Consider the following 13,180-nt stretch of genomic DNA (forward strand, 5'->3'; position numbering starts at 1 on the left):
GTCATCCCCCGCATCCTGGTCGTCGAGGACGAGCCCCAGATGCAGAAATTCCTGCGAGCGTCCCTCACGAGCCACGGCTACCGGGTCGTCGAATCCTCCACGGGGGGCGATGGCCTCGTGCAGGCGCAGGCGCACAATCCCGATCTCGTCCTCTTGGATCTCGGTCTTCCGGACATGGATGGCCTCGAGGTCACCAAGGGCCTGCGCGCTTGGACGACCACACCCATCATCGTCATTAGCGCGCGCGGGCAGGAGGAAGACAAGATCCGCGCGCTCGATGAAGGCGCCGATGACTATTTGACCAAACCGTTCAACACGGGTGAGCTCATGGCCCGAATTCGCGTGGCCCTTCGCCATGCGATGCGCGCCGGCCTCGAGAAGCCCGAGCCCGTGCTCGCCGTCGGTGGCCTCAAAATGGACCTCGACCGCCGCCAAGTCTTCGTGGAAGGCGACGAGGTCCACCTCACGCCCATCGAATACAAACTTCTGACCGTGCTCATGAAAAACGCGGGCAAGGTCCTCACGCACAGGCAGCTTCTCAAAGACGTTTGGGGCCCGGCCTATGCGAGCCAAACGCAATACCTCCGCGTCTACATGGTCCAACTCCGACACAAGCTCGAAAAGGAACCGGCTCGCCCCCGCTACCTCGTGACCGAGCCCGGTGTGGGCTATCGACTCAAAACGGAGGACTGAATCTTGATCCCATCTTGATGGGGCCTCCGTCATATTCGAGGCTCATGGAGCCCGCCGCCAGCACCGAAGCCGATCCAGCCGTCTCCGCCGTGAATAGCGCAGCCGTACTCGTGGCCGCGCTCTTCGTCTGGGGGGCGAGTGTAGTGCGCGTGGTAGGTACATTTGTGTACCGCGAGCCCTTCGGTGCCGAATCCACGCTCGCGCTGGTCATGGTGCTCCTCATGTCGCGGGTTCTCTTCGCCCCGCTGGCATCCCGATTTCGGCAACGCTCTTGAGCAGTAGGTAAGCGCGCGCAATCGAGCGCGCACCCAGTTCTTCGGACATACGGCCAAAGAGCCGGTAAACTCGTCGGGTTCCTTTTGACGAAGCTTGGGGGCCCATCGATGAACATTGCGAAGTTTCCAGCGCGTCCCGCCGAGGAAGTTCCCCGGATGCGCGCAGGGCAATTGCACGAAGCACTCGCACTCATCGACGAGCTTCCGAAGCCCGTCGCACGCGCCATTCGCGCGAAGTACAACCCGAAGTACCTGCAGGAAATCGAGCAGGCGACGCGCCTCACGTGGATTCCCATCGAGTACGGCGTGGAAATGGCGGTCGCCTACCATGAAGTCCTTGGCGAAAAGGACACGTTTCTCTGGGGACGCGCCACCATGCTGCGTGTCACGGAAAAGCCATGGATTCGTCACCTGCGCGACACCGCAGTCCGCATCTTCGGATTAACCCCCAAAGGGCTATATCGATTCGCCCCCCGTTTCTGGGACGCGGTCTACAGCCATAGCGGCGAACTCGTCTGCGTGCCCCGCACGGAAGGCGCGGTAACCATCGTTCTGAACAATATTCCGCGCGTCATGCTCGAGGCCCACGGTCATCTCACTACGATGTCCGGCGCTTTTGCGGCCGCTCTCGAGTTCTGCGAAGTTCGCGGCGATGTGTGGATGCGTCCCGTCGTGGCGGGAGACAACCGCTGCACGTACGACGTAATTTGGAGTGAGCGGAAAACAGCGGTTTCGCAGTAGAAGTCGTTTCATCGCTTTCGCAGACGTGGCCGTGTTCCGACCGGGCTCATTTTTGGCTGATTCCGCGCAGTTGCGCGCTCAAATGCGCGGCTTCCGTCCGATCGGCAATGAATGTGAAACGATACAAATCCAAGATAACGGATATGAAACGATAAAATCATTAGGCGCCTAATTGGATATTACCCATGGGTAACATTCAATGCGTGCTCGACCGTATGATGATCTGCGTCATCTTGGAAATTCGCGGAAGATTCACTTGAACGAGAGTTTAGGATTGGCACGCCGGCAAGCATCCGGGCGAATTCCTATTCGCCTTGCGAGGCATTCGACGCCAGTGACTCGAAGTCATCTCAGATATCAATCGTCCGACGTTGACGCTTGGTGGTCTGGCCATTATCGTGCTAAGACTTTCGCATGCCCGCTGGCTTGCATGTCGGCATCCGATGTTTCGGAGCCCGGAGTGCGAGATGGCGAGGTACCCCAGGTAGCCGCCTCGTGAGGGTGATTCGGAGTCACGCCCAAGCGGTTTGCATTGGATAGCGAGCGAGCGCCTGCGTGGATGGCTCTCGCCGGAGAACGAATCAACGATGAGTGAGCGCAATCCTTCCTCGGTCCCACAAAGGCTTCGTGCGTGCTTTGGGCGTGGAATTTTTGACGATACCATGCGCGACTGGGTCGACACGACGGCGGCCCGTATTCGCTCCCTGTGGAAGGTGCCCGGCCGGCGCCCGCGCATGTTGGAGCTTGGTTGCAGTTCCGGCCCGCTCTTGTTTCGGCTCGCCGCCCACGCCGAGACGTACCACGCGACCGATATGTCGAGAGCCGCCGTCGAGTCGCTCTCGCGCGAATGCAATACCATGGGTTTTTCGCACGTCACGCTCGCCCAGCGGGAAGCGAACGACTTCAAGAAACTCGGTATGAGCGCGTACGACGTTATCGTCCTCAATTCCGTCGTGCAGTACTTCCCCAGCATCGACTACTTGGTCGACGTCCTCGAGAAAGCATCGCGGGCGCTACGGCCCGGCGGGTCGCTCTTCATTGGCAATGTGCGCAGCTTGCCGCTCCTCGAGCTGTTCCACACCTCCGCAGAACTCGCGAAGGCCCCGGCGTCGCGTACTGTCGCGCAGCTCAAACGGCGCGTTCGCCATGCCGTGGCGGCCGAGAACGAGCTGGTCGTCGATCCGGCCTTTTTTTGGGAGCTCGGGCGCTTGCTCCCGCGCCTCGCGGGGCTCGTGTGCGAGCGCATCCTCTGCCAGCGCACCCGCTCCCGCGACGAGGCGAGCCAATTCCGTTACGACGTGGTCTTGCGGCATCGTGCCATCGACGCCCTGCCTCCCGCCGTGGACTCCCTCGAATGGCGCGCGCCATTCGCCGCCCCCGCGAAGGAGATCCTTCAAGGCCTGCGCGAGCGGCTCGAGGAGGAACGGTGGCCGATGCTGACGCTCACCCACGCGCGCGATGCGCGGCTCGCCTCGGAACTTCGCGCCTTCGAACTGGCCAATGAGGCAGAAGAAAACTGCACCGTCGGCGATTTGAGGAAAGCGCTTTCCGACCGGGACGCACCGTCCACCTCGGCACTCGACCCCGACGACCTCTTCCTGGTGGGAAACGAGTTCGGGTACGACGTCGACGTTCTCGGGTGCGGAGATGCTCCAGGCTACTTCGATGTGCGATTCCTCCGTCGCACGACGCCGGCCCCGGGCGGGCGTGACGCAGAGCGGCGGGAGGAGCGGTCGAGTTTCGCCCCGCCGCCCGTTGCGGAAGAACGGCCGATCCATCACTACGCCACCAAGCCGCATCGAGAAGTGCAGCCGGTCTCCGCGATGCAGGCGCACATGCTCGAGCGCCTCGAGACGAATCCTGAACCGGGCCTCTACACCTCGTTCGACGTGGTGCCCATGCCTGCGTCGGTCGACCGCGCCATCGTGGAGCGCGCCTGGCAGACCCTGGTCGAGCGCCATGCGGCGCTTCGCACGTCCTTCGTGAAAACGCTTTCCGGCCGGTACCGGCAAGTGGTGCACGAGAGCGCGAAGGTACCGCTCGAGGAACACGACTGGCGGCATCTTCCCCCGCTCGATGTGGATCGCGAGCTCGAGGCGTACATCGATTCGTTCCGCGCGCGTCCGTTCGAGCTCGACGAATATCCTCCCGTGCGGCTGGCCCTTTTTCGAACGCGCGCACGGAGCTGGGTTTTCCTCGGCTTCAGCCATATCGCGCTCGATGGCGCGAGCACGATGATCCTGCGCGAGCAGTGGCTCGCGCTCTACAAAGCGTATTCGAGCGGAGGAAGCGTGCCGTCGTTCGGGAGCAGCCCCCCGCTTCTGCGTCCGCCGACGTCGGTCGACGCGGCCTCGGGTGAGTCGTTCTGGCGAAGGGAGCTGCAAGGCTTCCGCCGCCCCATGAATCTCGTCGAGAGCATGGGCCGGGCAGGCGATGCACCTCGCGGCGAGCGTTCCTATGCCAAACAGCATGTCTACTTGGATAAGGAGCTGAGTGAACGGCTCGCCGCAGTTTCCCGCGCCGAGAAACTCTCGCTGCATACACTGGTGCATGGCGCATGGGCGCTGCTCCTGAGGGAGTACACGGATCGGCAAGACGTGCTCTTTGGCACGATGGTTTCACCCCGCACACCGATCGGGCCGGCATCCGAGGGCACGGTGGGGGCGTTGGACGACGTGTTGCCCGTGCGGCCGCCATCGCCGTCGCGCTTTCTCTCGTTGCAGGCTTGGCTCGAGGCGCTGCGGGACGGACTGACGAAGCTGCCTCGCCATGGTCACGCCTCGCTCACCGACGTGAAACGGTGGAGCGAGCTTCCCGCGAGCGCGCGCCTTTTCGAGAGCTACGTCGTCGTCGAAAATCGTTCCATCGACGAGAACACGTCCGAGTCGCTGGATCCCGCGACGCCGTTCTCGCTGGTCCAACTCGACTGCCCGCTGCGTGTGGAAGCCTGGCCCGGCCCGCGGCTGCTGCTCATTCTGCAATACCACCGCCGACACTTCCGCGACGAAGCCGTGGAAAAGATGCTGCGGGACATGGAGCGCGTCCTCGGCTTCTTGTCCCATGGCCTGGACCGCTCTTCACGCGGGTAGCTCGTCATTGACGAAGGCGGCTGACCGTATAAGTATCCACGGTCTTTCGCCTTCGTCATGCTCCGCGCTCTTCTTGCATCGTGCATCGTGGTAGCCGCTGCCATCTCTGGATGGATCGCGTGCTTGCCCGATCAACCCGCCGTTGTCGATTTGCCATCGGACGCGTCGAACGACACCGGCCCGCCCGTCGACACACGGCCATGCGAGACCGCGGTGGATGGAGGGGCTCCGTTTGGGGATCCGCACCGAGTCTTTCCTGTGCCAACGGAAACCGTGGATCGACGTGGCGCATCGCTCTCGCCGGACGAAAAAGAGATCTATTTCGGGAGCACCAAGGGCCCGTTCGCCGGGCCGCTCTACACATCGACCATTCACCGTGCGGAGCGCGGGCTGGTCGTGGAGCCCTTTGTGGACTCCGGCGATTGGAAAGCGATGAAACCACTCGCGGGGCAGGATTCGCCGCGATTCAGCGAGGACGGTACGACCGTCGTATTGGCTGCCATCACACAGAGCGGTGGCAAACCGCATTTGCACTTCGCACGTCGAGGTGATGCTTCGGCCGACTTCGGCGACCTACTGCCGATCGCGCTGAAGGTCGATGGAAGCCAGTTCGAACTGAATCCGTATCTCATCATGAGCCGGGATGGCCAGGGAGAGCTGTTCTTCTCTCAATGCACCAGCGCTTCGACCGACAACTGCGACTCGCCCAAGGAAGGTGCGAACAAAGAGCTCGTTCAAGTTCACGTCAATCATCCGAATCTCGCGGCGCCCGATGCTTTCGGCGATCCGAAGGCACTGGCCGAGATCAATGCGGAGTTCAATGAATATGCGCCGGTCGTGAGCGCCGACGGACTCGAGATCTTCTTTTCGCGAAATGGCCGAATCTTCCGAGCGTGGCGCAAGCACCAAGGTGCACAATTTGGTCAGGTCAATATCGTCAAAGATCTGGATCTGCCGGGCCACGGCGAAATGGCCCCCACCTGGCTTTCACCCAATAACTGCCGCCTCTATTTTCAGTCCCAAAAGGGCAATACGTCACAGCCGCGCCCCATCATCGTCGACCTCTGGGTCGCCGAGCGAAAACCGCTGTCTCCGTAGGTGCCCAACAGGAGATTGATTGAACAGGGAGGCGGGGAGGCGGGGAGATTTTGGGGGTTGCAGTGTCTGCAATTGGACATTGGAATCCCAAAAAACTCCCCGTCTCCCCGCCTCCCTGTGAATTCTCTCTTGGAGCTGCGTGAGTCTAAAATCGTACGCCGAAGGTGGCGTGGGCGCTGAGGGTGCGGTCTTTGCCCAGAAGATCGAGTTGTGGGCGAACGCCTAGAAAGAGATTGAACTCGCGGGTTTGCACCAGGTCGAAGGTTGCGGAAAGGTGCAGTCCGATTCCGATCTTGTCCAGTTTGGAGTTCGTGCTCTCCCGCTCCAGAGCGAAGTATGGAAAATGGAGTCCGCCGCCCACGCGGAAGCGATCGAGAATTCCCTCCACCGTGAGGCCGAGTTGCCCGAAATGAACGGGTAGACCGTATTCCGTGCGGGCGCGCTCGTACTGGATGCCGCCGTAGATGCCCACGGATTTGCCGATGTCGCCGCCCAACTCGGCGCCGAGGCCGATGCCGTAAAACGGCACCGAGAAAATGTGACCGTAGCCGCCTTGGACGTTCACCTTGGCCCCGATGCCCTCGCCGGCCGAAGCCGCCGAAGTCCAAAGGAAGGCGCCGAACGCCGCGATGGCCATGCCGACTCGTTTCATGGACACACCGGTCCCCGGCTCCCGCCGGCGTCGGAGGACGACGGCTTTTCGCCCGTATAAGGAAGATCGTTCTGGGCTCGCGTGCACACGTCCCGCTCGATCAAATCGGAGCACTCCAAATTGCGGATGCACTGGCTCTCGTCCGAATCGAGCGTCGGGTGCTCCACCTGCGTGCTGCCGCCCGCGCAGCCCTCGTCGTAGTTGTACTCGCAGCGCACCCGCCCCGGGTCGAAGCCCGGACAGCAATCGGCAAGGTGGGCCAGCGCCTCCTCGCACGAAATGACGTCGCCCCGAAAATTGTCGTGATCGTGCCTGTCGTCGCAGGCAAAGAGCACGACGATCACGGCGGCCGCGACGTAGCCCCCGCGAAAAGCCAAGCGCCTTTCCTTCATCCTAAGGACCTCGTAGCGCTCCCAACTGCAATGCCTGCGCCCGAGATCGACCATCGCGAAAGGTCGCGAAAACGACGCCTCCCGCACCAAGAAGCGTGATCGGCGGTCCTCACAGTGGCAATTCGACGACAGCTTTACGCGGGGCCGTCCGGGCGAACCTCAACCATGACTTACGGGAAGATCCGGCGGTGACGTGCTGTCTTCGGTGCAATTGCGACACAATTTTCTAAGCACGGCCGATTGATCAAGCGGAGGCCCAGCGGATCGGGCGCTCCTCCCTGTGCGCACCGCATCAGCTGGGCGAGTGTGCAGCACCTTCAACCTTCGAGGGCTGACCACGTGAACTCCAACAAGGGACTCTTGGTACCAATATCGATTGGGGTGGACGAATCATGAAAGCTCTTGTCGTCGTCGACGGTCCTCTGGGCCAAGACCTGGCGACCACGCTGGAGGGAGCCGTTCCGCCCTTCCGCGTTCAACGCTTGCAGCCTGGTGAGCTTGCTTATGCGCCGCCGACGGATCTCATCGTCGTCGACGAAGCGATGGCGGAAAGCCAGCGGGAAAAGCTTAACTCGAACCATGGCGTTCCGATGTTGGTCGTCGGGCGCGATATCGAAAAGCCATTTACGGAAGCGGCTTTGCGCAAGGCCGCATTGAAGGCGGCCAAGCGTTTGCCGCGCACGGCCGGAGGGCTCGTGGCCGTCGACCCGCCGTTGCGGACGGCCTTGCGTGTGCTGGAGCAGGTGGCCAGACGCAAGCAGGGTGTTCTCGTGACGGGGCCGACCGGCGTGGGAAAAGAGCTTCTCGCCACGCACCTTCACGCGCGCTCGGGGCGTGCCGGGGCTTTCGTCCCGGTGAACTGTGCGGCATTCAACGAGAGCCTCGCCGAAAGCACGCTGTTCGGGCACGTGCGTGGCGCATTCACGGGGGCCGTGTCCAACGTTCCCGGTGCCTTCGTCGAGGCCCACCGGGGAACGCTGTTCCTCGACGAAATCGGGGAGCTCGAACTCGCCGTGCAGGCGAAATTGCTTCGCGCGCTCGAGGAGTGCTCGGTGCGTGCCGTCGGCGCTTCCAAGGCGACCGAGGTGGACGTGCGCATCGTCGCCGCGACGAACCGCGACCTACGGCGAGAGGTCGCGGCCGGGCGTTTCCGCGCGGACTTGTATTTCCGCCTGGCGACGTTCGTCGTCGAGGTTCCCGCGTTGCGCGAGAGACCGGGCGATCTCGAGGCCCTCGTCGACTGCTTTCACAGGCAGCACGATCGCGCAGCCCAGGTTCGCCTTTCCGCCGGTGCCCGCGGCTGGCTTGCACGGTATCCATGGCCGGGCAACGTGCGCGAGCTTCGCAACGTGATGGAACGGGTGCTGGCGCTGGCCGCGCCGGGCGAGCTCACCGAGACGGGGCTTCTGGAGCTCGCACCGGAGTTGTGCACGGCCATCGCCAACGACGATGGCACGCGCGAAAAGAGGACCACCCGGCAGGCGCTCGCCATTCAGGAGCAAGAGATGATTCACGCGCGGGTGGCGCGAGGTGGCGTGAAGCGGCAAAAGCTCGCCGATGAACTGGGCATTCACCGCACCACGCTATGGAGAAAGATGAAACGGCTCGTGCCGAGCTAGAGGCGATGATCGAGGAGGGCCCGGCTCGGCTCGTTCGCGGGCCGGGCAATCCAATCACGGACGACTTTTTCCAAGTCGGGCATGGACACGGCACCTACGCCGAGGACCGTGTCGTGGAATCCCTTGATGTCGAATCGCGAGCCCAACTTCGCCTTCGCCTCTTCGCGAAGGGCCAAAATCGTCCCCTGGCCGACCTTGTAGGCAAGGGCCTGGGCGGGATCGTTGATGTAGCGATCCACCTCGTTGCGAATGTCGTTTTCGGGCAGCGCCGTGTGCGCGAGCAAATATTGCACGGCCTGCTCGCGGCTCCATCCCTTGGCGTGCAGACCGGTATCGACGACCAAGCGCGAGGAGCGCCACGCATCGAAACTGAGCATCCCCATGCGATCGAGATCGGCCGTGTAAAGTCCCATTTCATTGGCGAGACGCTCGGTGTAAAGCGCCCACCCCTCGACGTACGACGTAAAGCCGAGAAACATCCGGAACGAGGGCAGGGCAGGGAGCTCTTGGCTGATGGCTATTTGCAAATGATGGCCCGGAATGCTCTCGTGAAACGCCAGCACCTCGGCTTCGTAACGCGGGCGGGTCGTGGGCTGGTAGGTGTTGACGAAGTACTCGCCGGGCTTCGAGCCGTCCGGATTCGGCGCCCAGTAGTACGCGCGCGTCGTATACGGCGCCTCGTAGTCGGGAATGCGGCGCACGACGCAATCGGCTTTGGGAAGCACTCCGAAGTAATTGGATATTTTGCTCTTCGCCAGCGCGAGGTTTTGAACGGCTTTCGCTTCGATTTCGTCCTCGGTCTGGAAGAACATCGCGGGATCCGAACGGAGATGCTGCAGGATCGTGAGCAGATCGCGGGTGCCGAAAAGCTTCTCGCCGAGCGTGCCCATCTCTTCGTTGATGCGCGCGGTTTCGGACGTACCTCGATCGTGCAGCTCGTCGGCCGTGAGCGGCAAGCTCGTCTGCGAATGGATCAAGGCCGAATAACAGGCCGCGCCGCCTGGAACATCCCGCAGACCGCCGCGATCGTCCGGGCGGGCGTTGGGCAGAAGCTTCGTCGCCACGAAATCCCGCCACCGCGTGGCCGCCGTGCGGATGCGTGCCACCAGGATGGTGATCTCGCGATCGAACAGGCGTCGCTCGGCCTCGCTCCAATCGGGATGGGCGGCCTTCTTCGGGCCCGAGAGCGCCCAATCCGCATCGGGCTTCGCGAGCTGGCCATCGACCATTTGCAGCGCAATGTTCATCGATGTGGCATTGCCCACCATTCCCGCGCGGGCGCCCCTCGCCAGGTTATCGATGTTCGTGTCAATCCATCCCGGAATCGCTCGATAACGCCTGAGCAAATTCTTCGCCTCGGCAAACGTCCTCGAGGACTGAATTTGGGGCAGAATGTTCCACTTCGAAAATGGATTGGACGAAGCGGCGACGTTCCACTCGTCGAGGCGGCACGCATCCGCGGCGCCCGCGGAGGTGTCCAGTTGGCCCACCAGCTCGTCGAGCGTCAGGGCATCGCTCGCGTCCAGTTCGTTCCCGATCCGCATGCGGAGCTCCTGCGCCTCCTCGAGGAACGCGCGCTCGCGGTGGCGCTGAACCGCACGGTGGTACGCGCTGATGTCTTCGATGCGATCGTCGAATCGGTGTTCGCCGAACATCGTTGCCCATGTCGGATGCTCGGCGAGAAACCATGCCCAGTGACGTTCGAGCAGCTCCGCGAGCTCGAGGTTGTGCACCCCCGCCGATGCCCCCGTGCGCGCCGCGACATCGGACTGCAACGCCATCGTCGATGACGCTGCGGGTGCTGCAGAATCGGATCCGCAGGCAACGAGACCGAGCATGGATGTCATTGCCAACACGGTCGAAACCAATCGAGATGTCATGTCGTTTCGTCTCCACTCGCCATGGGCAGGAATCACAGATGCCCTTCGGCGTCATGAGGATATTTTTCGCGCGCGGATCTGGGGTCGCTCCATCCAGGGAGAAACCCCACTCGCGGCGAATTGGAAACGTGACACATCCGTCAGCGCGCGAGTACGTGCTGAAACGGAACGACACTCGTAACGATTCCGGAATGAGAAGTCTTGCTTCGCTAGGTGACCCGTCGCACGACGATGGCCGCGTAGTCACGGCTTGGCGGATCGGGAAAGTACTTCTCGATGACGTGGGCTTCGTCGGGCACGACGAAGTCGTGGGTCCGGTACATCTCGAGGAATGGATCCACCAAGCAGCCGTTCAACCATGTGAATGCATATTTCCGTGCATCGATATCGCCAAAGCGCCGGCAGTAGGCGTCGTAGCCCGGGATCTTTGCCCCGGCCAGCACGTAGGACAGACCCAATTGGCGCGCCAGATCCACCGATGCATTCATCATCGCACGATAAACGGTGCCACCTCGCGCGGTTCTTTTCAGTGAGCCCGCCGCGAGGTACAGCGCATTCGCCGTGGACGAATCGAGGGGGTCCGGATAATCGCCATGGTTGGTCACCTCGTCCCAGCTGTGCATCGCGCCGACCTTGGCCGGGTCGTAATGCATGGGAAAACCCATGAGCGTACCGAGCACGTGGCCGTCCCGTTCGAACATGAGAAACCCCGCCGGGAACTTCCTCAGTCGCGTCAACATGCGCTCCCTGCTGGCCCGTTGGGACTCTTCCCAGTCAGCTTCGACGAGCATGATCTCGTCGATATCCATCTCGGTTGCTTGCCGTGCTCGCACCATGTTTGCCGCTCCTTCGTGGGTCACCAGATCACCGGCAATCGATTCAATCCGTGAATGAACACGGCTTCACGCCATCGCAAATTCGAGGGATCCTCGGCGAACGCCAGCCGCGGGTATTCCTGCACGAGCACGTCCACGGCGACGGAGGCTTCCAGCCGCGCGAGCGGCGCACCGAGGCAGAAGTGAGGGCCGAGTCCGAAGGCCACATGCTTGTTCGGTGAGCGCGTGATATCGAAGCGCTCCGGCTCCTCGAACTGCTCGGGATCGTGATTGGCCGACAAGAGCGATGCGACGACCTTCTCGCCCTCCGGAATGACCTGCCCTTGGAATTTGGTATCGGCGAGCGGATACGCACCGATGGTGTTCTTCACCGGCGGGCAATACCGCAGGACCTCTTCGATGGCCGATTCGAGCAGGGACGGTTCGGCGCGCAATCGCGCAAGCTCGGCGGGATGCTTCAACAGCGCCCAAACGCTATTGGCAATGAGGTTGCCCGTGGTCTCGTATCCCGCGGCGATGAGGAGAAAGAGCATGCTCATGAGCTCCACCGCGGAGAGGCGATCCCCTTGCTCCTCGGCCGCGATGAGCGCGCTCGTGAGATCGTCGCACGGCTCGGCGCGGCGGCGCTGAATGAACTCTGCGAGGTATTCCTGGAACTCCACGGCCATGCGCCGCAGCGATTCGAAATCGGGCGGAGCGGCCAGAATGTTGGTCCATGCTTTGAACCGGGGTTGGTCTTCCAGCGGAACGCCAATCAATTCGGCGAGCACCGTAATGGGTAATGAAAAAGCGAACACCTCGAGCAAGTTGACGCCCCCGGAACCGCGCGTTTCATCCGCCTCGCGAAGCAGCCACCGTGCGCTCTCGGCAATGCGGGGCTGCATATCCCGCATCCGGCGCGGCGTGAAGGCCTTGGCCACCAACGACCGCAGACGCGTATGCTCGGGCGGGTCGGCGAAAAGCATGTGTTTGTCCAGCGCGTCCAGCTCGGACACTCGGAAATACATTTCGCGCGATCGCGGGGGCAATTTGCGTTTGTCTTTGCTGAATCGATTGTCTCGCAGCAACTCCACGACGTCGGCGTAGCGGGTCACCACCCATTCCGGCGCGCCTTGATGGGGGTCGAAGAGGCGTACGATGGGCGCTTCCGACCGCATGCGCGCGAGAATCGGCAAGGGATCCACGTGTGCCGGCTCGCCCCATAGATCGAAATGATTCATCAGGTGTTCTCCACACTATCGAGGACTTTGCCGACCTTGATCCAGGAACGGCGCGTGCTGATCCGCTGCCACCAGGCAGCCATGTTTGGACGTTCGGTGACGAGATGGCCGCCGTGCGAAGCGAAAAGGTATTGCAAGTACGGCATCCAACTGATCTCCGCGAGGCTGAATGCATCGCCTGCCAGGTACTCTTGCGCAGCCAAGGTCCGTTCCACGATATCGAATGCCCGGGCCAGCTCACCGCGCGCCTGGGCGGCTTCGGCCTCGTTCGGTGGGGGCGGCAGTAAGTCGACGGCTGGACTGCGCCGGATGATTTCGTAAACGGGGCCGCCGCGCACCAAGGTCCATACGGGGCCGCTCACGTAGGATTGCTCCACGCTTATCCATTGTTCCATGAGGCCATAGGCCCGGATATCCGAGGGCGTGAGCGAGGGCCCTGGCAGGCGCCGATCCAGATATCGCATGATGGCGCGGGATTCGTAAATCAAGAAACCGTCGTCCTCGAGAACGGGAATCTCGCCGAACGGCTGCCGTTTCCGGTGCTCCGGCGATTTGTCATGGCCTCGAATGACACTCACGAAGACCAATTCCGCCTGGTGACCTTTTTCTTCCAGCACGGTCAGCACTTTGTGCGTGCAGGCGCTGGTATCCGTTCCATAGACCTTCATCGTTGTCCTTTCTCGTT

Annotated in this window: 12 protein-coding genes; 6 read left to right on the forward strand and 6 right to left on the reverse strand. The window is 62.3% G+C overall.

Annotation, left to right across the window (positions count from 1 at the left end; genetic code table 11):
• The first annotated feature begins 3 nt into the window (after positions 1-3).
• The 5 genes from LZC95_07635 (at position 4) to LZC95_07655 (ending at position 5,896) form a co-directional block, all read left to right on the forward strand.
• A complete protein-coding gene (locus LZC95_07635) occupies positions 4-693 on the forward strand; it encodes a response regulator (protein WXB00309.1) in 690 nt (229 codons plus the stop codon).
• 44 nt (positions 694-737) lie between these two features.
• The gene (locus LZC95_07640; GenBank protein WXA96706.1) at positions 738-968 is read left to right on the forward strand and encodes a hypothetical protein; all 231 of its coding nucleotides are present in this window, start codon (positions 738-740) and stop codon (positions 966-968) included.
• 108 nt (positions 969-1,076) lie between these two features.
• Positions 1,077-1,709: a hypothetical protein gene (locus tag LZC95_07645; GenBank protein WXA96707.1), complete on the forward strand. Its 633-nt coding sequence runs from the start codon at positions 1,077-1,079 to the stop codon at positions 1,707-1,709.
• A gap of 662 nt (positions 1,710-2,371) precedes the next feature.
• Entirely contained in the window at positions 2,372-4,798 is a 2,427-nt protein-coding gene (locus tag LZC95_07650) for a condensation domain-containing protein (GenBank protein WXA96708.1), read from the forward strand.
• 273 nt (positions 4,799-5,071) lie between these two features.
• Positions 5,072-5,896 carry a hypothetical protein gene (locus tag LZC95_07655; GenBank protein ID WXA96709.1) on the forward strand — a complete coding sequence of 275 codons (825 nt, stop codon included), beginning with the start codon at positions 5,072-5,074 and terminating at the stop codon, positions 5,894-5,896.
• Between the two features lie 145 nt (positions 5,897-6,041).
• Here LZC95_07655 and LZC95_07660 read toward each other — a convergent pair whose 3' ends face one another.
• Together LZC95_07660 and LZC95_07665 are read right to left on the reverse strand one after the other, a co-directional pair.
• The gene (locus LZC95_07660; protein WXA96710.1) at positions 6,042-6,548 is read right to left on the reverse strand and encodes a hypothetical protein; all 507 of its coding nucleotides are present in this window, start codon (positions 6,546-6,548) and stop codon (positions 6,042-6,044) included.
• Positions 6,545-6,940 (reverse strand): hypothetical protein, encoded by a 396-nt coding sequence (locus LZC95_07665; GenBank protein WXA96711.1) that lies wholly within the window; start codon positions 6,938-6,940, stop codon positions 6,545-6,547. The genes LZC95_07660 and LZC95_07665 overlap by 4 nt, the downstream gene beginning before the upstream one ends.
• A gap of 392 nt (positions 6,941-7,332) precedes the next feature.
• On the opposite strand from LZC95_07665, the gene LZC95_07670 reads away from it, so the two are divergent.
• Complete coding sequence (locus LZC95_07670) at positions 7,333-8,559, forward strand: sigma 54-interacting transcriptional regulator (GenBank protein ID WXA96712.1); 1,227 nt, start codon at positions 7,333-7,335, stop codon at positions 8,557-8,559.
• Here LZC95_07670 and LZC95_07675 read toward each other — a convergent pair.
• The 4 genes from LZC95_07675 to LZC95_07690 all read right to left on the reverse strand — a co-directional run bounded on the left by LZC95_07675 (position 8,556) and on the right by LZC95_07690 (position 13,163).
• Positions 8,556-10,439: a DUF885 domain-containing protein gene (locus LZC95_07675; GenBank protein WXA96713.1), complete on the reverse strand. Its 1,884-nt coding sequence runs from the start codon at positions 10,437-10,439 to the stop codon at positions 8,556-8,558. The genes LZC95_07670 and LZC95_07675 overlap by 4 nt on opposite strands.
• Positions 10,440-10,648: 209 nt before the next feature.
• Complete coding sequence (locus LZC95_07680) at positions 10,649-11,275, reverse strand: hypothetical protein (protein WXA96714.1); 627 nt, start codon at positions 11,273-11,275, stop codon at positions 10,649-10,651.
• Between the two features lie 20 nt (positions 11,276-11,295).
• Positions 11,296-12,495: a cytochrome P450 gene (locus LZC95_07685; GenBank protein WXA96715.1), complete on the reverse strand. Its 1,200-nt coding sequence runs from the start codon at positions 12,493-12,495 to the stop codon at positions 11,296-11,298.
• Complete coding sequence (locus LZC95_07690) at positions 12,495-13,163, reverse strand: glutathione S-transferase N-terminal domain-containing protein (GenBank protein WXA96716.1); 669 nt, start codon at positions 13,161-13,163, stop codon at positions 12,495-12,497. The genes LZC95_07685 and LZC95_07690 overlap by 1 nt, the downstream gene beginning before the upstream one ends.
• Positions 13,164-13,180 lie beyond the last annotated feature (17 nt).

The organism is Sorangiineae bacterium MSr12523 (assembly GCA_037157775.1).
Taxonomy (GTDB): Bacteria; Myxococcota_A; Polyangia; order Polyangiales; family Polyangiaceae; genus Pendulispora; species Pendulispora brunnea.